This is a genomic window from Xanthobacteraceae bacterium, assembly GCA_019454205.1.
Classification (GTDB): Bacteria; Pseudomonadota; Alphaproteobacteria; order Rhizobiales; family Xanthobacteraceae.
The window spans coordinates 2932029-2953155 of the sequence record CP075369.1; the positions used below are offsets into that span (position 1 = coordinate 2932029).

The 21127-nt window shown below is 63.8% G+C and carries 19 protein-coding genes; 9 read left to right on the forward strand and 10 right to left on the reverse strand.

Features of this window, described 5'->3' with window-relative positions; genetic code table 11:
- Positions 1 to 30: 30 nt before the first annotated feature.
- Together KF794_14870 and KF794_14875 are read right to left on the reverse strand one after the other, a co-directional pair.
- Entirely contained in the window at positions 31 to 2214 is a 2184-nt protein-coding gene (locus KF794_14870) for a response regulator (GenBank protein ID QYK45008.1), read from the reverse strand.
- Positions 2215 to 2315: 101 nt separating this feature from the next.
- Complete coding sequence (locus KF794_14875) at positions 2316 to 3854, reverse strand: YifB family Mg chelatase-like AAA ATPase (GenBank protein QYK45009.1); 1539 nt, start codon at positions 3852 to 3854, stop codon at positions 2316 to 2318.
- Between the two features lie 132 nt (positions 3855 to 3986).
- On the opposite strand from KF794_14875, the gene KF794_14880 reads away from it, so the two are divergent.
- Positions 3987 to 4883 carry a hypothetical protein gene (locus KF794_14880; GenBank protein QYK45010.1) on the forward strand — a complete coding sequence of 299 codons (897 nt, stop codon included), beginning with the start codon at positions 3987 to 3989 and terminating at the stop codon, positions 4881 to 4883.
- Between the two features lie 3 nt (positions 4884 to 4886).
- Here KF794_14880 and KF794_14885 read toward each other — a convergent pair whose 3' ends face one another.
- From KF794_14885 to rsmI, 4 genes are read right to left on the reverse strand one after another with little or no spacing between them, the layout of a single operon-like run.
- On the reverse strand, positions 4887 to 5363 hold the full coding sequence (locus tag KF794_14885) for a PaaI family thioesterase (GenBank protein ID QYK45011.1): 477 nt from the start codon (positions 5361 to 5363) through the stop codon (positions 4887 to 4889).
- A gap of 2 nt (positions 5364 to 5365) precedes the next feature.
- Positions 5366 to 6307 carry a glutathione synthase gene (gene gshB, locus KF794_14890; protein QYK45012.1) on the reverse strand — a complete coding sequence of 314 codons (942 nt, stop codon included), beginning with the start codon at positions 6305 to 6307 and terminating at the stop codon, positions 5366 to 5368.
- 14 nt (positions 6308 to 6321) lie between these two features.
- Complete coding sequence (locus tag KF794_14895) at positions 6322 to 6717, reverse strand: YraN family protein (GenBank protein ID QYK45013.1); 396 nt, start codon at positions 6715 to 6717, stop codon at positions 6322 to 6324.
- Complete coding sequence (gene rsmI, locus KF794_14900) at positions 6714 to 7616, reverse strand: 16S rRNA (cytidine(1402)-2'-O)-methyltransferase (protein QYK45014.1); 903 nt, start codon at positions 7614 to 7616, stop codon at positions 6714 to 6716. The genes KF794_14895 and rsmI overlap by 4 nt, the downstream gene beginning before the upstream one ends.
- A gap of 204 nt (positions 7617 to 7820) precedes the next feature.
- On the opposite strand from rsmI, the gene KF794_14905 reads away from it, so the two are divergent.
- Positions 7821 to 9023, forward strand: coding sequence for a penicillin-binding protein activator (locus tag KF794_14905; protein QYK45015.1), 1203 nt, complete (start codon positions 7821 to 7823; stop codon positions 9021 to 9023).
- Positions 9024 to 9121: 98 nt separating this feature from the next.
- On the opposite strand, the gene KF794_14910 is transcribed toward KF794_14905, so the two are convergent.
- The 3 genes from KF794_14910 to rph are packed head-to-tail and all read right to left on the reverse strand — an operon-like array spanning position 9122 to position 11607.
- A complete protein-coding gene (locus tag KF794_14910; GenBank protein ID QYK45016.1) occupies positions 9122 to 10267 on the reverse strand; it encodes a coproporphyrinogen III oxidase in 1146 nt (381 codons plus the stop codon).
- Entirely contained in the window at positions 10260 to 10889 is a 630-nt protein-coding gene (gene rdgB, locus KF794_14915) for an RdgB/HAM1 family non-canonical purine NTP pyrophosphatase (protein QYK45017.1), read from the reverse strand. Before rdgB ends, KF794_14910 begins: the two co-directional genes overlap by 8 nt.
- Before the next feature lie 4 nt (positions 10890 to 10893).
- Positions 10894 to 11607: a ribonuclease PH gene (rph, locus tag KF794_14920; GenBank protein QYK45018.1), complete on the reverse strand. Its 714-nt coding sequence runs from the start codon at positions 11605 to 11607 to the stop codon at positions 10894 to 10896.
- 153 nt (positions 11608 to 11760) lie between these two features.
- On the opposite strand from rph, the gene hrcA reads away from it, so the two are divergent.
- The 5 genes from hrcA (at position 11761) to KF794_14945 (ending at position 16842) form a co-directional block, all read left to right on the forward strand.
- Positions 11761 to 12840 carry a heat-inducible transcriptional repressor HrcA gene (gene hrcA / locus KF794_14925; GenBank protein ID QYK45019.1) on the forward strand — a complete coding sequence of 360 codons (1080 nt, stop codon included), beginning with the start codon at positions 11761 to 11763 and terminating at the stop codon, positions 12838 to 12840.
- Positions 12841 to 12916: 76 nt separating this feature from the next.
- A complete protein-coding gene (gene grpE / locus KF794_14930) occupies positions 12917 to 13543 on the forward strand; it encodes a nucleotide exchange factor GrpE (GenBank protein QYK46729.1) in 627 nt (208 codons plus the stop codon).
- A gap of 94 nt (positions 13544 to 13637) precedes the next feature.
- On the forward strand, positions 13638 to 14627 hold the full coding sequence (locus KF794_14935; protein ID QYK45020.1) for a glycosyltransferase family 2 protein: 990 nt from the start codon (positions 13638 to 13640) through the stop codon (positions 14625 to 14627).
- A complete protein-coding gene (locus KF794_14940; protein QYK45021.1) occupies positions 14624 to 15310 on the forward strand; it encodes a class I SAM-dependent methyltransferase in 687 nt (228 codons plus the stop codon). The genes KF794_14935 and KF794_14940 overlap by 4 nt, the downstream gene beginning before the upstream one ends.
- Before the next feature lie 2 nt (positions 15311 to 15312).
- Positions 15313 to 16842 carry a hypothetical protein gene (locus KF794_14945; GenBank protein QYK45022.1) on the forward strand — a complete coding sequence of 510 codons (1530 nt, stop codon included), beginning with the start codon at positions 15313 to 15315 and terminating at the stop codon, positions 16840 to 16842.
- 15 nt (positions 16843 to 16857) lie between these two features.
- Here the strand turns inward: KF794_14945 and KF794_14950 are convergent, their stop codons facing one another.
- Positions 16858 to 18282: a hypothetical protein gene (locus KF794_14950; protein ID QYK45023.1), complete on the reverse strand. Its 1425-nt coding sequence runs from the start codon at positions 18280 to 18282 to the stop codon at positions 16858 to 16860.
- Positions 18283 to 18365: 83 nt separating this feature from the next.
- On the opposite strand from KF794_14950, the gene KF794_14955 reads away from it, so the two are divergent.
- Complete coding sequence (locus tag KF794_14955) at positions 18366 to 19007, forward strand: trimeric intracellular cation channel family protein (protein ID QYK45024.1); 642 nt, start codon at positions 18366 to 18368, stop codon at positions 19005 to 19007.
- 173 nt (positions 19008 to 19180) lie between these two features.
- Complete coding sequence (gene dnaK, locus KF794_14960) at positions 19181 to 21103, forward strand: molecular chaperone DnaK (GenBank protein ID QYK45025.1); 1923 nt, start codon at positions 19181 to 19183, stop codon at positions 21101 to 21103.
- Positions 21104 to 21127: the final 24 nt, after the last annotated feature.

Below are 21127 nucleotides of genomic sequence, written 5' to 3' on the forward strand. Positions count from 1 at the left end.
AAGTATGTAGGATTACTGGGAAATCCACCCCTAAGCGGCAGATTCGACCGCTTCCGCGCTCATGCCGCAGGCCTCGCGGATGGCCGCTTCCAGCCCCCGCCGCTCGACCGGCTTTACCACGAAGCCGTTCATCCCCGCGGCCAGCGCCGCCGCCCGGTCTTCCTCGAAAGCGTTGGCGGTGAGCGCCACGACCGGGATGCGACCGGCAGGGTCGCCCAGTGCGCGGATGCGCCGCGCCGCTTCCAGCCCGTCCATGCCGGGGAGGTGCAGGTCCATCAGGACCAGATCGTAAGCGGCGTTCATGGTGTGTGCGCTTGCGACCGCGTTCACCGCGACCGCGCCGTCGCTGACCACGGTCACCCGATGACCCATCCGTGCCAAAAGCGCCTGCACCAGCAGCGCGTTGATGTCGTTATCCTCGGCAACGAGAATCGAAAGGTTACCGCGCGAGGCACTGTCCTGCATTTCCGTGGCGGTTTCAGCGGCGGGCGGCGTATCGGGTGAGGCCAGACGTGCGGCCAGCGAATGCGGACGCACGGGCTTGATGAGATAGCTCGAGACACCCTTGTTCGCGAAGGCCGCGATCTCGCCGCGGTTCGCGGGCGCAAGCAGGACGTGACAATGCTGCGCGTGATGACGCGCAAGTTCGCCGAGTGCCGACGCAGTTTCAAAACCGAATGCGCGATCCACGATGACATGCGTCCAGTCGCGTTCGCTTAGCAGCGCTTCCGCGAGTTCGCGGCTATCGCCGATCGCAACGCGCGTATTCCACTGTGCGAGCTGCTGCGCCAGCATTGGCCCGACGATGGGCGATGGCGAAAGCAGAAGTACATCCGCGCCTTCGAGATTTGGCAACGCTTCGTGCGTTTCATCCACTGCGGGCAGTTCGATGGAGAAGTAGAACGTCGTTCCGCCGTTCTTGCCGCTGACCAGTGCGATCTCGCCGCCCATACGTTCCACGATCCGCGAGGCGATGGCGAGACCGAGCCCGGTGCCGCCATGACGGCGCGCGAGCGTGGCGTCGCCCTGTTCGAATTCCTGAAAAATGCGCGCCTGTGCGTCGGAATCAATTCCCGGTCCGGTATCGCGCACCGAGAAGCGCACGCGATGCTCGCGCAATTCCACTTCCACGGCGACACCGCCGGTTTCGGTGAATTTCACGGCATTGCCTGCGAGGTTCAGCAACACCTGGCGCAGCCGCGCGGCATCGCCGGTGACAATCTTCGGCAGCCGCTCGTCGAAACACGCGGCGATTTCGGTGCCGCGCGCCTGTACGCGCGGGCTGAGCAGTTCGACCACGTCGGTTACGAGTTCGCGCAGATCGAACGGCGCGGCATCAAGGTCGATGCGACCCGCTTCGATCTTGGAGAAGTCGAGAATCTCCTCGATCAGACCGAGCAGCGCGTCGCCGGAAGATTTCACGGCGTTGGCATAGGTGAGCTGTTCCGGCGACAGCGCGGTGTCGAGCAGGAGTTGCGTCATGCCGAGAATGCCGTTCAGTGGCGTGCGCACTTCATGGCTGACCACCGCGAGAAAACGCGATTTCGCCCGGCTCGCCGCTTCTGCCTGTTCGCGCGCATCGTTCAGTACGCGTTCGGTCTGCACGCGAGCGGTGATGTCACGGCCCGTGCGCTGGATTTCGACGTGACCAGAAGCGTCGCGCACCGTGATCTCTTTCCACGCAATCCAGCGCGGGCCTTCCGGCATGACGATCTGCTGGTCATAGGCGCGTCCGCCATCGGGCAGGTAGGAGGTTGCTCCGGTTTCAAGCGCGTCGAACCGCAGCGGCCGGCCGAGCATTTCGTTCAATTCCTTGCCGAGCAGGTAGCAGACCGCCCAGTTCGCGTGAGTAATGCGGCCGTGCTCGTCCTCGCGGATGACAAGATCGCCCTGTCCGTCGGCAAGCGCGGTGAGATGTGCGTTGCGTTCTTCCAGCGTCCAGATGCGGTCGTCGCGCGATTCGATCTCGCTTTCCAACCGCTGCACTTTTTCTTTCAGCGCGAGCGAACGGCGGTTCAGTACGCCAAACACGATGCCGATGGCCCCCGCGATCATGCCGCCGAGCGCGAGCCAGCCAAGCTCGCTGTCGCTAAGCGCGAGTTCTTGTGCCTGCGCTGCCGCAGGCAACAGCACCGTACCCGCGAGCGAGGCGGCCACAATGACAAGAGAGGAACGGAACGCGGAAGGGGTCAGCACGCGGATTTCCTTCGACACATTACTCTTTCGTCGAGGATGGCATTTTGCGTCTTAACGGGAGCGAAGAGCGCGGCCGTTACAAAGCGAAAATGCTTCGCTGGTTAAGGGAAGGTTAACGCCTACGCCGCAAGCGCGATGCGATCATGCGCGGCACGGTATGCGAGTGCTTCCGCAAGGTGTGGGCGGCCCACGGTTTCCGCGCCGCCGAGATCGGCGATGGTGCGCGCGACCTTCAGCACGCGATGATACCCGCGCGCTGACAACCGCATTAAGTCCGCGGCGTCGCGCAGCAGCGCGAGACCGGCGGCGTCCGGCGCGGCGAGCCGCTCGACCAGATTGGCGTCGGCTTCCGCGTTGGTGCGGAGGTCTTCGCGGCCGAGCGATTTGAAGCGGGCCATGGCGATTGCGCGCGCAGTGGCCACGCGCGCTGCGACTTCGCGGCTGCCTTCCGCCGGCGCGGGCAATACAAGATCCGCGGCGGAGACCGCGGGCACTTCGATATGCAGGTCGATGCGGTCGAGCAGCGGACCCGAAACGCGCGACTGATACTCCGCCGCGCAGCGCGTGTTCGGTCCGCGCTTGCAGGTGAAGCCGGGTTCGGTCGCGTGGCCGCAACGGCAGGGGTTCATCGCGGCGACAAGCTGGAAGCGCGCGGGATAGGTCACGCGATGGTTCGCGCGCGCGATCACGGCGTCGCCGCTCTCCAGGGGTTGCCGCAGCGAGTCGAGCACCTGCGGCGAGAATTCCGGAAATTCGTCGAGAAAGAGCACGCCGAGATGCGCCAGCGAGACTTCGCCGGGCTTCGCGCGCAAGCCGCCGCCGACCATCGCCGCCATGCTCGCCGAGTGATGCGGATTGCGGAACGGACGGCGATTGGTGAGCGCGCCGCCTTCGATTGCGCCGGCAATGGACGCGATCATCGAGACTTCGAGCAGTTCGGACGGCGAGAGCGGAGGCAGGATTGTCGGTAGCCGCGCGGCCAGCATTGATTTGCCCGAACCCGGCGGTCCCGCCATCAGCAAATTATGTCCGCCTGCGGCCGCGATTTCCAAAGCGCGCTTCGCACTTTCCTGTCCCTTGATGTCGCGAAGGTCGAGCGGGCTGTCGCCGAACTCGCGGATCTTCGGCGCGGGCCGCTGCAACACCTGCTTGCCGCGCAAATGATTGACGAGTTGCAGGAGCGAACGCGGCGCGACGATTTCCATTTCCGGCGAAGCCCACGCCGCTTCCGCGCCGCAGGCAGCAGGGCAGATCAAGCCAAGCTCGCGGCCATTGGCGGCGACCGCCGCGGGCAGCACGCCGGACACCGGCGCGAGCGAACCGTCGAGGCCAAGCTCGCCGACCACCATGAAGCCCTGCGCGGCATCGGACGGAACCGCGCCGATCGCGGCCATCAGCCCAAGCGCGATCGGCAGGTCGTAGTGGCTGCCTTCCTTCGGCAAATCGGCGGGCGCGAGATTAATGGTGATGCGCTTCGCAGGCAGCGCGAGGCCGGATGCAATCAGTGCCGCGCGCACCCGTTCGCGCGCTTCGGAAACCGCTTTGTCGGGAAGGCCGACGATATTGAATGCGGGCAGGCCCGGCGCGACTTGCACCTGCACGTCGATGGGCCGCGCTTCCACGCCCTCGAATGCAACGGTCGCAACCCGCTGAACCATGCCCCCTCCTGCTGCGAATAGCCTAAGCTGGACGCAACCCGGACACAAGAACAATTCGTGAACATAATTATGCAGAAAAAACCGAAGCTTGCCGTCCCGGCAACCGCATATTGCCCGGCCAACGAATGGCCCATGCTTGCCTACGATGACTGGAAGGATACCTGTGCCACGCTGCATCTCTGGACGCAGGTGATCGGCAAGATCCGGCTGGCTCTCGCCGCACCGGTGAACCACTGGTGGCACTCGACGCTCTACGTCACGTCGCGCGGACTGACGACCTCGCCGATGCCCTATCGCGGGCGTTTCGTGCAGATCGATTTCGATTTCCTCGCCCATAAATTGAAACTGACCGGTAGCGATGGCAAGGGCGATGAAATAGCGCTGGCGCCGCGCAGCGTCGCGGACTTCCACGCCGAAGTAATGGCGAAGCTGCGCGCGCTCGGCGTGGACGTTCACATCTGGACCATGCCGGTGGAAATCGCCGGAGCGATTCCGTTCGAGCGCGATAACGAACACAAATCCTATGACGCGGAAGCGGTCACGAAATTCTGGCGGCAGCTTTCGCAGGCGGATCGCGTGCTCAACATTTTCCGCTCGCACTGGCTCGGCAAGGTCAGCCCGGTGCATTTCTTCTGGGGCAGTTTCGATCTCGCGGTGACGCGGTTTTCGGGGCGCACCGCGCCGCCGATGATGAACACCGCGCCGAACCTCGGCCTCTGGGTCATGCAGGAAGCCTACTCGCACGAAGTGAGCAGTGCCGGTTTCTGGCCCGGCAACGGCGGCTATGGCCGCGCGGCGTTCTATTGCTACGCCTATCCTGAGCCGGAAGGATTCAAGAGCACGAAAGTGAAACCGGCCGCCGCCCACTACGACGAGAACCTGCGCCAGTTTCTTCTGCCCTACGACGATGCGCGCGCTGCAAAGTCGCCGGACGAAGCCGTCCTCGATTTTCTGCAATCGGCATACGAAGCGGCTGCCGTGGATGCAAAGTGGGATCGCACGGCGCTGGAGCGGGCTTCGCCGAAATAACCGCTACTTCAGGAGCGCGCGCAGGTTCGGCAGCCCTTTTACTTCCGCGGGAGCGCCGGCGCTTTTCATGATGCCGCTCGCGCGCAGCGCGGGCGCGCCGTTCGACGTGATCAGGCATTGCACGAACAGGAAATTACGGGTCGCGCGCAGAAGATCTGTGCGGCCTTCCACCCACGCACCGAGCGGCGCGGGTGCGAGGAAATCCGCGGTCATGCTCACCGTCGGCATGAAGCCGAACTCGCTCTCGGATTCGAAGCGCGCGCCGAGGCTGAGCAGCATGTCGGCGAAGGTCATCAACATGCCGCCGTGGCACACGCCGCCGATGTTGCAATGATGACGCGCGACGCGAAAGCCGAGCACCAGTTTGTCGCCGTCGCGCTTGCCGTATAGCGCGCCGGTATGGGTGATGAAGTTTTCCACCGAGTCGAAACGGATTTCGACGAACCCGGCGGGCGCGGCCTGCGCCGTGTTGTTCTGCATGTTCATTTGCGCTTGTTCTCGATCGTGTCCCACAGCATCGCCGCCACATCCGGCCCGCCGAGGTTCTTGATCGCGCGGATGCCGGTGGGGGACGTGACGTTAATTTCGGTGAGCCAGCCGGCGATCACGTCGATGCCGGTGAAGATGAGGCCGCGCTTTTTCAGTTCGGGTCCGAGCCGGTCGCAGATTTCGCGTTCGCGCGGACTGAGATCGGTTTTCTTCGGCGAGCCGCCGCGCACCATGTTGGAGCGCAGGTCGCCTTCCGCCGGAACGCGGTTCACCGCGCCCGCGAATTCGCCGTCGACGAGAATGATGCGCTTGTCGCCGTCCTTCACTTCGGGAAGGAATTTCTGCACCACCCAGGCTTCGCGAAAGGTCACCGAGAACAGGTCGTAGAGCGAACCGAAGTTGAGGTCGTCCGGCGCGACACGGAACACGCTTTCGCCGCCCTTGCCGTAGAGCGGCTTCATCACGATGTCCTTGTGCTTCGCGCGGAACGCCTTGATCTCCTCGAGGTCGCGCGTGATCAGCGTCGGCGGCATGAGGTCGCCGAATTCCATCACGAACATTTTCTCCGGCGCGTTACGCACCGAAGCGGCGTTGTTCACGACCAGCGTGCCGGGATCGAGCTTTTCCAGAAGATGCGTCGTCGTGATGTAATTCATGTCGAACGGCGGATCCTGCCGGAGCAGGATCACGTCGAACGTGGAGAGGTGGGTGCGCACGGGCGCGCCCAGCGTGAAATGATCGCCGGCCTTGTCGCGCACGCTGAGCGCCTGCACGCCTGCGTAAAGTTTCCCCTCGGAAAGCGAGAGCCTGTCCGGCGTATAATAAGAGAGCGCGTGGCCGCGGCTCTGGGCTTCCAGCAGCATCGCAAAGGTGGAATCGCCCGCGATCTTGATCCGCTCGATCGGGTCCATCTGGACGGCGACTTTCAGTGCCAAATCCGCCTCCGCGTTCAGTACTCGGCCTCGAATGCCGCCTCGATATGACGCGGAAGCCGCTTCGGTGCAATCAGCACCACGTCGAAACGTAAATCATGGCTCGTATGCCCGGGATGCGTTGCCAGCCAGGCTTCTGCCGCGGCGGTGATGCGCCTGCGCTGCCGGGGCAGCACGGACTCGGCTGCCGAATCGAGCGTGGCGCGGGTCTTCACTTCCACGAACACGATCAGCTTGCCGCGCTTCACCACGAGGTCGATCTCGCCGGCCGGGCTTTTCCAACGCCGCGCCAGCGTGCGGTAGCCTTTTGCCGCGAGATAAAGCGAAGCGCGCCCTTCCGCCGAGACGCCGCGCAGGAAGGCGTCCTTGCGCTTGGTATCGGGGTTCCGCTTCGCGCTCGTCGGGGTTGTCATTTCTTTTTCTCGGCCAACGCCAGCGCACGCGCATAGATTCCCTTGCGCGGCAAGCCGGTCTCGGCCGCAATCGCGGCCGCCGCGTCTTTCAGCGAAAGCTTTTTCAGCGCGGATTCGATTTTTGCATCGAGGGCGGCGTCGTCGATGACAGCTTCTTCGCCGGGCGGCGAAACGATCACCACGATCTCGCCTTTCGGCGCGCCCGTCTCAGTGTAATGCGCGGCAAGTATGGCCAGCGTGCCGCGACGGATTTCCTCGAAGGCCTTCGTCAGCTCGCGGCATACCGCGGCTTCGCGCGCGCCGAGCGTGGCGCTCATGTCGGCAAGCGATTCTGCGAGCCGCGGTCCGCTCTCGTAGAACACCAGCGTCGCCGGAATTTTCTGCAGCTCGACAAGCCGCGATTTCCGCGCGCCGGATTTGGGCGGCAAAAAACCCTCGAAGAAAAAACGATCCGTCGGCAATCCCGCCGCGACCAGCGCGGCAAGCGCGGCCGAAGCGCCGGGCACAGGAAATATTTTATGCCCCGCTTCGATTGCGGCCGCGACCAGCTTGTAACCCGGATCGGAAACGAGCGGCGTGCCTGCGTCGGAAACGAGCGCGATGGCAGCGCCCTCCTCCAGCTCCTTCAGCACGCGCGGCCGCACGCTTTCGGCGTTGTGGTCGTGATAGGCGAGCAGCTTCGTATTGACCTGATGCCGCTCGAACAGTTTTCGCGTGACGCGCGTGTCCTCGCATAACACGAGGCTTGCCGCGCGCAGCACATCGAGTGCGCGCAACGTGATGTCGCGGAGGTTGCCGATCGGGGTCGCGACCACATAAAGACCAGGAGCAAGGCGGGCGGGTTTCGCCGTATCCGCCGGTCTCACTTCCGCCTCTTTGGAACTGCGTCTGTCGCCCATCGCATCATGGTGCATGATTTCTTAATCGGCTTCGCGGAGAATCCCGCCCGAGATCCTGACGAGGCAATAAATCGCAGGCTTATCAAGGCTTAAGCGGTTTTTGACAGGGACGCCAGCGTCCCCCAGATTGCCCCTGGCAGCGGGCGAGAGGCGAGTAGCGTGCGGAACAAGACAGACCCGAACAGGCCGGAATGGAGCGCAGCCATGCTGTCGCGCCGTACCGCGTTGCTGCTCGGCGCTTCCGCGCTCGTCACCGGCTGCTCGACGATGTCGAGCATCATGGACGACCGCTCGCCGATGTCGCCGAATGCAGATGCCAACCCGACCAATAACCAGATCGAAGTCCAGCCGCTGCAGAATATCGGGCAAGGCAATATCCGCGTCGGACTCATTCTTTCGCTGAGCGGTTCCGGCAATGCGGGCGCCGCCGCGCAGTCCATGCGCAACGCCGCCGAGCTTGCGCTCGCCGAATTCGCCAATCCGAATATTCAGCTCATGGTCAAGGACGACGGCGGCACCGCGCAGGGCGCGCAGAATGCGGCGCAGGCCGCGATCTCCGAAGGCGCGGAGATCATGCTCGGCCCGCTGTTCAGCCACGCGGTCGCTTCCGCCGGCCAGATCACGCGCAATCGCAGCGTGCCGATGATCGCGTTCTCGACCGACACCAACGTTGCGGCGCGAGGCATTTATCTGCTCAGCTTCCAGCCGGAGAACGATGTCGACCGCGTGATTTCCTATGCCGCCGCGCGCGGCAAGAAATCGATGATCGCCTTCGTGCCCGACAATGCCTACGGCAACGTGGTCGAAGGTGCGATCAAGCAATACGGCAGCCAGTACAAGATCAACGTCATCACGTTGCAGCGCTATCCGAACAGCGTTTCCGAAATGCAGGCGGCCGCGCGCCGCGCCAGCACGAGCGCACGCATGGCCGACATGTTCCTGATCGGCGACGGTGCGGAGGCGACCGCCACCATCGTCGCGGCGCTGAATGCGAGTGGCGTCAACACGAAGCGCGTGCAGATGCTCGGCACCGGATTGTGGGACGACCAGAATGTATTTACGAACCGCGACCTCGAAGGAGCGTGGTTTGCTGCGCCCGCGACGGAGGGTTTCCGCGGCTTCGCGCAACGCTATCAGGCGCGTTACGGCAATGCGCCCGCGCGCACCGCGAGCCTCGCCTACGACGCGGTGTCGCTGGTGGCACAGCTTGTGAAGACGCAAGGCCCCAATCGCTTTTCCGAGGATGTGCTGACCAGCCGTTCCGGCTTTGCGGGCGTGGACGGCGTGTTCCGCTTCCGCAACGACGGCACCTGCGAGCGCTCGCTCTCGATCATGGAAATCCGCGGCGGCGGCGCGCGCACCGTGCAGGCTGCGCCGCCGAACTTCAATACGAGCGCTGCACTTTAATTTTTCAAGCGGCCAGATCGGCGACGATCGCGTCAGCGCGCGACCCCGAAAAGTGGATACCGGTTTTCGGATAAGGCCACGCGCAAAAATAAAGCGAACTACGCTGCCAAGTCTGCAACTATTGCGTCTAACAACGGAAAGCCCGAAGGCGTTACCCGCAGCCTTGCGTTCGCGCCGCGCTCGATCAGGCCTTCGCTCTCCAGAAACGTCATGCGCTCCTCGTTCAGCGAAACGCCGGTGAGCTTCTCGAAGCGCGCGACGTCGATGCCTTCCGCAAGCCGCAGGCCCATCACCAGCATCTCGTCGGCCTGTTCGAGTTGAGAGAGCTTTTCTTCCTCGACCAGCCCGTGACCTTGCTGCTCGACCTGCGCGAGCCAGCGTTCAGGATTTTTTTCGGTCGCGGTCGCGATACGCGCGCCATCGGCGCCGATCCGTCCATGCGCGCCCGGTCCCGTGCCCGCATATTCCTGATAGCGCCAGTAGACGAGATTATGCCGCGACTCCGCGCCGGCAACGGCGTGATTGGAAATCTCGTAGGCCGGCATCGCGCGCGCTTCGCATAGTTCCTGCGTCACGTCCCACAGGGCGCGCGAAGTATCGGCGTCGGGCGTCACCAGTTTTCCTGCGCGATGCAGGAGTTCGAACGCCGTGCCCGGCTCGATGGTGAGCTGATACAGCGAGAGATGTTCGGGCGCGAAGGTAAGCGCCTTCGCCAGTTCGTCGCGCCAAGCCTGCGGCGACTGGTCCGGCCGCGCATAGATGAGGTCGAAGGAAATGCGTGGGAAGTTTTCGCGCGCGACCTGCACCGCGGCGAGCGCTTCGCTTGCCGTATGCATGCGGCCGAGGTTCTTCAGCGAAATATCGTTGAGCGCCTGCACGCCGAGCGAAACGCGATTCACGCCTACCGCGCGATAGCCGCGGAAGCGTTCCGCTTCCACGCTGGTCGGGTTCGCTTCCAGCGTAATCTCGACGTCCTTTGAAATCGTCCAGTGCTTCGCGATTTCGTCGAGTACGTGCTGCACGGTAGAGGGCTGCATCAGCGAGGGCGTGCCGCCGCCGAAGAAAATACTGCTTACTTCGCGCGAGGCCGTGCGCGGCTTTATGTAGGCGAGTTCGGTTGCGATCGCGCGTGCATAGCGCGCTTCGTCCGGCTTCTCGTGGCGCACATGCGAGTTGAAATCGCAGTACGGGCACTTCGCGAGGCAGAACGGCCAGTGCACGTAGACGCCGAAGGCATCAGCCAAGGCACGCCTCCGCGAGTTTGAGGAACGCGCGCGCGCGATGCGACAGCCCTTCGCCGTGCGGCGGCAGGCCGTGTTTTTCTTCCGCCGTCATCTCGCCGAAGGTTTTTTCCTTTCCGTCGGGAAGGAACATCGAGTCGTAGCCGAAGCCGGCGGTCCCGCGCGGCGGCCAGACCAGCGTGCCGTCCACGCGGCCTTCGAACGTAACCGTCTCGCCATCGGGCCACGCGACACACAACGCGGAAACGAACGCGGCCTTGCGCTGCGCGGGCGTCTTCGCGTTCGCTTCGTGCAGCTTTTCCTCGACAATGCGCATGGCCTGCGAAAAATTCTTCGACGATCCCGCCCAGCGCGCGGAGTAGATCCCCGGCGCGCCGTTCAGCGCGTCCACCGTCAGGCCGGAATCATCCGCGAAGGCGGGAAGGTTCGCGGCCTTCGCGGCGGCTTCCGCCTTGATGCGCGCGTTGGCCTCGAATGTCGTGCCGTTTTCTTCCGGCTCCGGCAGCCCCAGTTCTCCGGCGGAGACGACCTCGACGCCGTGGGGCGCGAGCAGTTCGCGCATTTCCTTCAGCTTCCCGGCATTGTGGGTCGCAAGCACGACTCGTCCGGAAAGTTTGCGCGCCATTTCGCTACGCGACCGTCGTCTTCTGGAGATCAACCAGCTTGCGGATGCCGTTCCGCGACAGTTCGATCAGCGCGTTCATTTCTTCGTTGGTGAACGGTTTTTTCTCGGCGGTGCCCTGAATCTCGATGATGCCGCCTGAGCCGGTCATGACCAGGTTCATGTCGGTCTCGGCGCTGGAGTCTTCCTCGTAGTTGAGGTCGAGCACCGGCGTGCCCTCGACGATGCCGCAGGAGATCGCCGCCACCTGATCGGTCAGCACGGGCTTTGTGATCATGCCGCGCTTCTTCATCCACGCGATGCAGTCGTAGAGCGCAATCCATGCGCCGGTGATCGACGCGGTGCGCGTGCCGCCGTCCGCCTGGATCACGTCGCAGTCGAGCGTGATCTGGCGTTCGCCCAGAGCAACGAGATCGGTGACGGTGCGCAGCGAACGTCCGATCAGGCGCTGGATTTCCAGCGTGCGTCCCGACTGCTTGCCGCCCGCCGCTTCGCGCCGCGTGCGGTCATGCGTCGAGCGCGGCAGCATCCCGTATTCCGCCGTCACCCAGCCGCGGCCCTGTCCCTTCAGCCACGGCGGCAGCCGCTCTTCCAGCGAAGCGGTGACGAGCACATGCGTGTCGCCGAAGCGCACGAGGCAGGAGCCTTCCGCATGGCGCGAATAGCCGCGCTCGAAGGATACCGCCCGCATCTCGTCGTTCGCCCGCCCGCTCGGCCGCATGATTTCTCTCCGTTTCGATTCGCGGTCCTTGTAGGGGCAGGGCGCGGGCGCAAGCAAGCAAACAAGAAAGCAAAGAGGCAGTTCGCCCTTGCCGCGACCCTGTGAAAGCGCCAGATTCGGCAAGACTTTAGCGTTTTGGAACCGGAGCCGCGCTTGTCCGCCGAAATCCCGATCCGCCCTGCCGGCCAGAGCCTGCGCGAGCTGGACGAGCGCTCGCGCGAGATTTTCAAGCGCATCGTCGAGTCCTATCTCGCGACCGGCGAGCCGGTCGGCTCGCGCAATGTTGCGCGCATCATCCCGATGACGCTCTCGCCCGCCTCGGTGCGAAACGTGATGGCGGACCTCGAAGGCGCGGGACTGATCTATTCGCCGCATACCAGCGCGGGCCGCCTTCCCACAGAGCGGGGCCTGCGCTTCTTCGTCGATGCGCTGCTCGAAATCGGCGACCTCGCCGAAACCGAGCGCCACAAGATCGAGGCGCAGGTGAAGGCGGCGCGCGGCGGCACCCTCGACGAGGTGCTGGGGCAGGCGTCCACCATGCTCTCCGGCCTCTCGCGCGGCGCGGGCGTCGTGACCGCAACGAAAACCAATCCGCGCCTGAAGCAGATCGAGTTCGTGCGGCTCGATCGCGGCCGTGCGCTCGCGGTGCTGGTTTCCGAGGACGGCCATGTCGAGAACCGGCTGCTCGATCTGCCGAAGGACGTGCCGGATTCCGCGCTGGTCGAGGCCACCAATTTTCTCAGCGCCCGCATCCGCGGCCGCACGCTCGGCGAGGTGAAATCCGAACTGGAGCGCTCGCTCACGGCGGCGAAAGCCGAACTCGACGAACTTACGCAGCGCATCGTTTCGGCGGGACTGGCAAGCTGGTCCGGCGGCGACGCCGGTTCGCGCCGCCTGATCGTGCGCGGCCACGCGAAGCTGCTGGAAGACCTGAAGGCGGCAGAGGATCTGGAGCGCATCCGGCTTCTGTTCGACGATCTGGAACAGAAGGGCGAGGTCGCGGATTTGCTCGGCAAGGCGGAAGAAGCCGAGGGCCTACGCATCTTCATCGGCTCCGAGAACAAGCTGTTCTCGCTGTCCGGCTCCTCCACCATCGTTGCGCCCTACCGCAACAGCGAGGGCAGGGTGGTCGGCGTGCTCGGCGTGATCGGCCCGACCCGGCTCAACTATGCCCGCGTGATCCCGATGGTGGATTACACCGCGCAGGTGGTGAGCAAGCTCCTCGGCAATTAGCCGCGCTTGAAAACTTGATTTTTCCGGCCCGCGACCTGATATGCGGGCCATATCTCGCGAATTACAGAACCCGGCGATGCAGGACGAAACCAAAAAACCGGCAGAACATACGGCTGAAGGGCGGCCCGGCGCGGCGAACGAGAATGCGCCGCAGGGCGCCTATATCGACGAGCGCACCCAGCTCGAAGCGCAGGTCGTGAAACTGGAAGCGCAGGCTGCGGAGCTGAAAGACAAGTACCTGCGCGCCCATGCCGAAATGGAAAACACCCGCCGCCGTGCCGAGCGCGACGTGGCGGATGCGCGCAACTATTCCATCGCAGGTTTCGCCCGCGACATGCTGAATGTCGCCGACAATCTGGGCCGTGCGCTCGACGCGGTCGATCCGATGGCGCGCGAGGCCGCCGAAGGCACGTTGCGCTCGCTCCTCGACGGGGTCGATCTTACCGGCCGCGAGCTTCTGAAGTCCCTCGAAAAGCACGGCGTGAAACGCATCGACCCGAAGGGCCAGAAGTTCGATCCGAACTTCCACCAAGCCATGTTCGAGGTTCCCGACGAGTCGGTTCCGGCCGGAACGGTGGTGCAGGTGGTGCAGCCCGGCTACGGCATCGGCGAGCGCGTGCTGCGCCCGGCGATGGTCGGGGTCGCCAAGGGCGGTCCGAAAGCCGCCCCCACGGAAGGCGCCGAAGTCGATAAAACCGCCTGATTTCAGGCGGTTTTTCCGGTCCTTTTCCGAAACAGCTTGTTAACGGCGCTTCACTAAGTTCGGGCAACTTCGCCGCCCGAGCCGGAACGCGCTGATGATCCCGAATCCGACCGAAGGCGTCCGCTACAGCCTGGTCATCCCCGTCTACAACGAAGAAGCCGTGCTGCCCTTGTTGCTGCACCGGTTGAACACGCTGCTCGCGCAGCTCGACGCGAAGGCGGAAGCAATCTTCGTGGACGACGGCTCGCGCGACACTTCTTCCATTATACTCGAAGCGAAGGCGAAGGACGATCCGCGCATTCGCTTCATTCGCCTCTCGCGCAACTTCGGCCACCAGATCGCGATCACCGCGGGCATGGATGTCGCGGCCGGCGACGCCATCATCGTGATGGATGCCGACCTGCAGGATCCGCCGGAAGTGATCCTTGAGATGATCGCGCGCTGGAAGGAAGGCTACGACATCGTGCAGGCGCGCAGACTCTCGCGCGACGGCGAAAGCGCCTTCAAGAAAAAAACCGCGGCGATTTTCTATCGCCTGCTCGGCAAACTTTCCTCGATCGACATTCCGCGCGACGTTGGCGATTTCCGCCTGATCGACCGCAAGGTGCTGGAAGCGTTCCGCGAAATGCCGGAGCGCGACCGCTTCGTGCGCGGCATGTTCGCGTGGCTCGGCTTCAAGCAAACGGAAGTCGCGTTCCATCGCCCCGCGCGCGCAGCGGGCGAAACAAAGTATCCGTTCTGGAAAATGGTGCGCCTCGCCGTGAACGGCGTGGTGAGTTTCTCCGACGCGCCGCTGAAGGCCGCGATCTGGTGCGGCGCCGCCGTATCGGCGCTCGCGGTGCTCTACGGCGTCTATTCGATCTTCGCCGGGCTGTTCAGCGACAGCGTGGTGCGCGGCTGGACCTCGACGGTGGTGATCGTCTCGTTCCTGTGCGGGCTGAACATGCTGCTGACCGGCATGGTCGGTCTTTATGTCGGCCGCATCCATGCGGAAGTGAAGCGCCGCCCGCTCTATGTCGTCGCGAAGAAAGTTGGCTTCCGCGCGGAAGAAAAAGCATCGCGCGACGATGTGAGGGCCGCATGACCCAATTGTTCGACAATTACGACCGCTCCTATGGACAGGTCGTGCAAGGCTCGATCGACTTCTCCGGCCTGAAGCACGATTTCTTCTTGCAGGCGAAGGCTGATCTGATGCGCGCGCGCATCGCCGCGCATTTCGGCGAGCATACGAAGCCGGACGGCCTCGATGTCGGCTGCGGCGTCGGCGCGTTTCATCCCTATGTGCGCCAATACTTCACGCGCTACTGCGGCGTGGACATTTCGCCGAAAAGCATCGAACAGGCGATGGCCGCGAAGCGCGACGTGGAATATGTCTCCTATGACGGCGCCGCGATTCCCTATTGGGACAAGTCATTCGATTTCGTGAGCGCGATCTGCGTGATGCACCACGTTCCGCCGATGCAGTGGCAGCGTTTCATGAACGAGATGAAGCGCGTGATCCGCCCCGGCGGGCTCGTCTGCATCATCGAGCATAATCCGTGGAATCCGCTGACCCGCATCGCGGTGAATCGCTGCGAGTTCGATGCCGACGCGGTCCTGCTGCGTTCGAGCAAGACCATGAGCCTCATGCAGGAAGCCGGGCTGAAGAACATCGAGACCGATTTCTTCCTGATGTTGCCGTGGGCCAACCGCGCGGCGCGCGCCGTCGAGCGCGCGTTCTCGTGGACGCCGCTCGGCGCGCAATACATGACCTGCGGCGAGGTCTGACCATGCCGCCGCTCGCGACGGGTGGCGTGCGGGCCGCGCCCGCAAGCAATATCGAATCGCTGCGCGGATTTTTCCGCCTCCATGCGCCGCTGCTCATGGTTCTCGTAATCGCATTGCTGGTGCGCGCGATATTTCCGACCACCGCGGATGTGAGCTGGCTGATTACGGTCGGCGAGAAGGTGCTGGATGGCGCGCAGCCTTACCGCGACATTCTCGAAGTCAATCCGCCCGCCTCGATCCTGATCTATCTGCCCGCGGTCGCACTCGCTCGGCTGCTGCATCTTTCGCCGGAGTTTGTTGTCGGTGCGCTGGTGTTCGTCGGTACCGGCATCGCGCTTTTAATCGCGGGCGCGATCACGCGGCAGGCGAAACTGTTTTCGGAAGACGCAGCCTCGCGACTGGCCGCGCTGTTCGCTGCCGCCCTTTTGATTCTGCCCGCACAGGCCTTCGCGCAGCGAGAGCATGTGGCGCTGATCACTTTCATGCCTGCGCTTGCGGTCTATGCCGCCCGGTCTGCGGGAAAATCTCCCGCGCTGATGTTTGCTTTGATCGCAGGGGTCGGCGCAGGCATCACGGTTGTCATCAAGCCGCATCTCGTATTCGGAATTGTGTTTGCGTCCGCTGCTGCTGCGGCTTCGACGCGCGACTGGCGCGTATTGTTCGCTCCGGAAAACTGGGTCGCGGCCGCAATGGCCATCGCTTACGCCACGCTGGTCTGGCTCGCGTATCCGGTATTCATTTCCGACGTGCTGCCGCTCGTCTCCGCGATCTATCTTCCCGTGCGCGCCGAACTCTGGAAGTTTCTGGTTCATTTCGCGACGCCGGTTTTCGCGCTCGCGCTCCTGACGATCTGGATGCTAAAGGGCCGCGCGATGCTCGCGGCGCCGTATTCGGTTCTGCTCGCCGCGGCGGCAGGTTTCTCGATCTCGTATTACGCGCAGTTGAAAGGCTGGGCCTATCACTCGTACCCGATGCTGGCGTTGATCGTGGCAGCGGTGGCGATTGCTTTCGTGCAACGCTGGCCGCTCGACATGAAAGAAGAATCGCCCGGCGAACGCGGCAAGCGCCTCGGCGCGGCGGCGCTGACCGGGCTGCTTGCCGCCGCGGCCTTCCTCTGGATGAGTTTCCATGTGGATACGCGCGCGCTGCTCGATCCCATCCGCGCGAACGTGAAGAACCCGAAAATTCTCGCCATCTCCTCCGACATCGCAGTCGGCCATCCGCTGACGAGGGCGCTGAACGGAAAATGGGTAGGGCGCGTATGCAGCCAGTGGATCGCGGCCGGTTCGCTGATCCTGCAACTGCAAACGAACGATGCCGCGGAAATCGCGCGGCTCAAATCCTTCGAGGCGCGCGACCGCGCCATGCTGGTCGAGGACATTGCCCGCGAGCGGCCCGACATCATCCTCGTCGATCGTATCCGTTTCGACTGGCTGAAATGGGCCAACGCCGATGCGGCGCTGGCAAACGAACTCGCGAAGTATCGCGAGCTTGCCGTCATCGACGATATTCTGATCCTGCGCCGCAAATAGAACTACAGGCAGCAGCTATCGCAGGCTGAGCACCAGCACGATGAACGCGGCGATGTAGATGCCGATCAGCGCGTTCGAACTCGCGCGCTTGGTGCCGATATAGCTTTCGGGGAAAATCGAAATCACGGCGTGGCTGAGGATGCCCGCCGCGAGCGCATAGTCGAAGCGCGTGGCGGGAACCATCACGACCGTCAGCGCCGCGGGCACGAAATAGAGAATCCTTCCCGTCGGCGTCTCTTTCTTCTTTTTTTCTTTTGAGCCGGGCGTGGGCACCGGCGGCACGAAGGATTCCGCGGTGACCAGAAGGCCGATGAAGAACAGCGTCGGCATGATCGCGAACTTCGGGATGAACTCGGTGATGCCGCGTCCGAGCGAAATCGAGATGATCGCGATGATGGCGAAGACGGCGAAGCAGGCCGCCGCCACCTGCGCGACAAGGCCGGTCTTGCCGTAGGCTTTCCAGCCTGCGTGGTTCTCGGCGTAATAAACGAGCGGCGTCACGCCCGCGACCGGGGCCAGCACGTTGGCGACCGAATCGATTTTCAGGCTGCGGTCGATGATCGCTTCTTTCGTTTCGGGGGAGAGCTTTTTCCCTTCTTCTTCCGAGGTCACATACTCATAGGGGCTGCCCGCGATATCGAGCAGCAGCACGAAGAACGCAGCAGCCGCGAACACGACGCAAAGCTCCAGCAGGTGATCCGGCGTTCTGTCGAACCAGCCGAGTCCCTTCTCGCCCCATACCCAGTAAAGCTGCGGCTCCGGCGCAAGCGATTGCGTCAGCCCCAGCGCCAGCGCGAACGGGATCATCACAGCGATGGAAACGATGAAGGGCGCGGAATCGAGAAGCCGCAAAGCATTTCCCGGTTGCTGTCTGGGCTTCAGCGCATCGACCTTCGTGGCGTAAAGCCACTTCATCACCACGATCACCAGCACGCCGGCTGCGAAAGCGAGGATCACCTTCCAGAACTCGACGCGCTCGCTCAGCGATTTGATCTCGCGGATCGCGGCCTCCGCCAGCAGCGCGCCGATGCCGCCCTTGATGGCGGCGAAGATTTCCGGGGGAATGTCGGTGATGAGTTTCTGCCGCCATGAAGGTTGCCCGCGTTGCAGCCGGATCGAAAGCGCGAGCACCGCGATTGCCACAAGGCTGCAGGTGAGCAGGAGATAGGGCCAGGGCACGCCGCGCTTGATCGCGTAGTCCGCGACGAAAAGATTGAGGCCCATGCCGCAGGCCATGGCGGTCGGCGTGTTCAGCCGCCAGCCCGCCATGAAGGATGCGGCGGCGGCGGTGATGCAGGTCCACAGGAATACCGGGCCGGCCGGCATCCCCGCGTCTTTCAGGATCAGCGGGTTGGTGAACATGATGTAGGACATCGCCGCGAACGTGGTCAGGCCGGCGACGACCTCCTGTCCCTTCGAGTGATGCCTGCTGGCGCTCATGCGATCCCGCCCCTATTGTCCCCGCGCATCGCGCGTTTCCTTCTACCCAGCGATGGGTTGGCCGTCTAATTCCGTTCGAGCCTATGACCCAGCTTTCCCTGTTTCTCCAGATTCTCGACTACACCGGCATCGCCCTCTTCGCCGCGACCGGCGCGCTCGCCGCTTCGCGCAAGCAACTCGACATCGTGGCCTTTGTCTTCTTTGCGACCATCACCGCGCTGGGCGGCGGCACGCTTCGCGACATTCTGCTCGACGTGCCTGTGTTCTGGGTGCGGCATCCCCTGTATCTCGCCATTCCGCTGGCAATGTCGGTCGCGGTTTTCTTCACCGCGCATCTGCTCGAGTCGCGCTATCGTGTGCTGCTGTGGGCCGACGCGGTCGGGCTTGCGGCCTACGCGGTGGTGGGCGCAGCGAAGACGCTTGCGGTCGGCGCGTCGGCGGCGGATGCGCTGGCGCTCGGTATCCTGACCGCGACTTTCGGCGGCGTGATTCGCGACGTGCTGGCGGGCGAGCCTTCCGTCATTCTCCGGGGCGACCTCTACATCACCTGCGCCTTTGCCGGGGCGCTGACCTTCGTCCTGCTGGCGCTGGCCGGTGCGCCGTTCTGGACCGGGGCCACGGCGGGGTTTCTGGTTGCCTTCCTTGTGCGCGCCGGAACGCTGGTCTGGGGCTGGACGCTTCCCCTTTACCGTCCCCGGCCGGGACGGGATTCGACCAAGCTTTAGGGGCCAGAAAGCCTTGCGGCATATAGGCCCCCTGCCTATATGCCTCGCGAACAGCCGCGGGAATTACCGCGGCAAATCCCCAACGCGGGGGCCGAGGGGAAACGGTGCGAAACCCGTTTCCACAGGGTGCCTGATCAGGACCCGGTCGGCCTGCCGGAAATGAGAGGTAAGCCATGTCCAAGGTCATCGGAATCGACCTCGGTACCACCAATTCCTGCGTCGCCGTCATGGACGGCACGACGCCGAAAGTTCTCGAGAACGCCGAGGGCGCGCGCACCACGCCGTCCATCGTCGCGTTTACCAATGACGGCGAGCGCCTCGTTGGCCAGCCTGCGAAGCGTCAGGCCGTAACCAATCCGGAAAAGACCTTCTTCGCCGTAAAGCGCCTGATCGGCCGCCGCTACGACGACCCGATGGTCGAGAAGGACAAGAAGCTCGTCCCTTATCAGATCGTGAAGGGCGACAACGGCGACGCCTGGCTCTCCGATGGTAGCCAGAAGTATTCGCCTTCGCAGGTCTCCGCTTTCATCCTGCAGAAGATGAAGGAGACGGCGGAAGCCTATCTCGGCTCCAAGGTCGAGAAGGCCGTCATCACCGTTCCCGCCTACTTCAACGACGCGCAGCGTCAGGCCACCAAGGATGCCGGCAAGATCGCGGGCCTCGAAGTGCTGCGCATCATCAACGAGCCGACCGCGGCTGCACTGGCCTACGGCCTCGACAAGCAGAAGCAGGGCATGATCGCCGTATACGATCTCGGCGGCGGCACCTTCGATATTTCCATTCTCGAAATCGGCGACGGCGTGTTCGAGGTGAAGTCGACCAACGGCGACACCTTCCTCGGCGGCGAAGACTTCGACATGCGCCTGGTCGGCTATCTCGCGGACGAGTTCAAGAAAGAGCAGGGCATCGACCTGCGCAAGGACAAGCTCGCGCTCCAGCGTCTGAAGGAAGCCGCCGAAAAGGCGAAGATCGAACTGTCCTCCGCCACGCAGACCGAAATCAACCTGCCGTTCATCACGGCGGATGCGTCCGGTCCGAAGCATCTCACCATGAAGCTGACCCGCGCCAAGTTCGAGGCGCTGGTCGACGACCTCATCCAGAAGACGGTCGAGCCGTGCCGCCTCGCGCTGAAAGACGCCGGCCTTTCGGCGGGCGACATCCATGAAGTCGTGCTCGTCGGCGGCATGACCCGCATGCCGAAGGTGCAGGAAGTCGTGAAGCAGTTCTTCGGCAAGGAGCCGCACAAGGGCGTCAACCCGGACGAAGTGGTCGCGATCGGCGCCGCGGTGCAGGCGGGCGTGTTGCAGGGCGACGTCAAGGACGTGCTGTTGCTGGACGTCACTCCGCTCTCGCTCGGCATCGAAACGCTCGGCGGCGTATTCACCCGCCTGATCGAGCGCAACACCACGATCCCGACCAAGAAATCGCAGGTGTTCTCGACCGCGGAAGACAATCAGGGCGCCGTCACCATCCGCGTCAGCCAGGGCGAGCGCGAGATGGCGGCCGACAACAAGCTGCTCGGCCAGTTCGACCTCGTCGGCATTCCGCCCGCGCCGCGCGGCGTGCCGCAGATCGAAGTCACCTTCGACATCGACGCCAACGGCATCGTCAACGTGGCGGCGAAGGACAAGGGCACCGGCAAGGAGCAGCAGATCCGCATCCAGGCATCCGGCGGTCTGTCGGACGCCGACATCGAGAAGATGGTGAAAGACGCCGAACTGCACGCGACCGAAGACAAGGCGCGGCGCGAACTGGTGGAAGCCAAGAACCAGGGCGAAGCGCTCGTCCACGCGACCGAGAAGTCGCTCGGCGAGCACGGCGACAAGGTCGATGCCGGCACCAAGTCCTCGATCGAGTCGGCCCTGAACGACCTCAAGGAAGCGCTGAAGGGCGACAACGGCGAGGATATCAAGGCCAAGACCAACGCGCTCGCGCAGTCGTCCATGAAACTCGGCGAAGCGATGTACGCCGCGCAGCAGAACGCGGGCAACGCCACTGCGGGCGCCGACGCCCAGAAGGACGATGTCGTCGATGCGGAATTCACGGAAGTGAAGGACGACAAGAACGACAAGGGCGACCAGAAAAAGTCCGCGTAAGCGCGGACCGAACTAGAGTGAAAC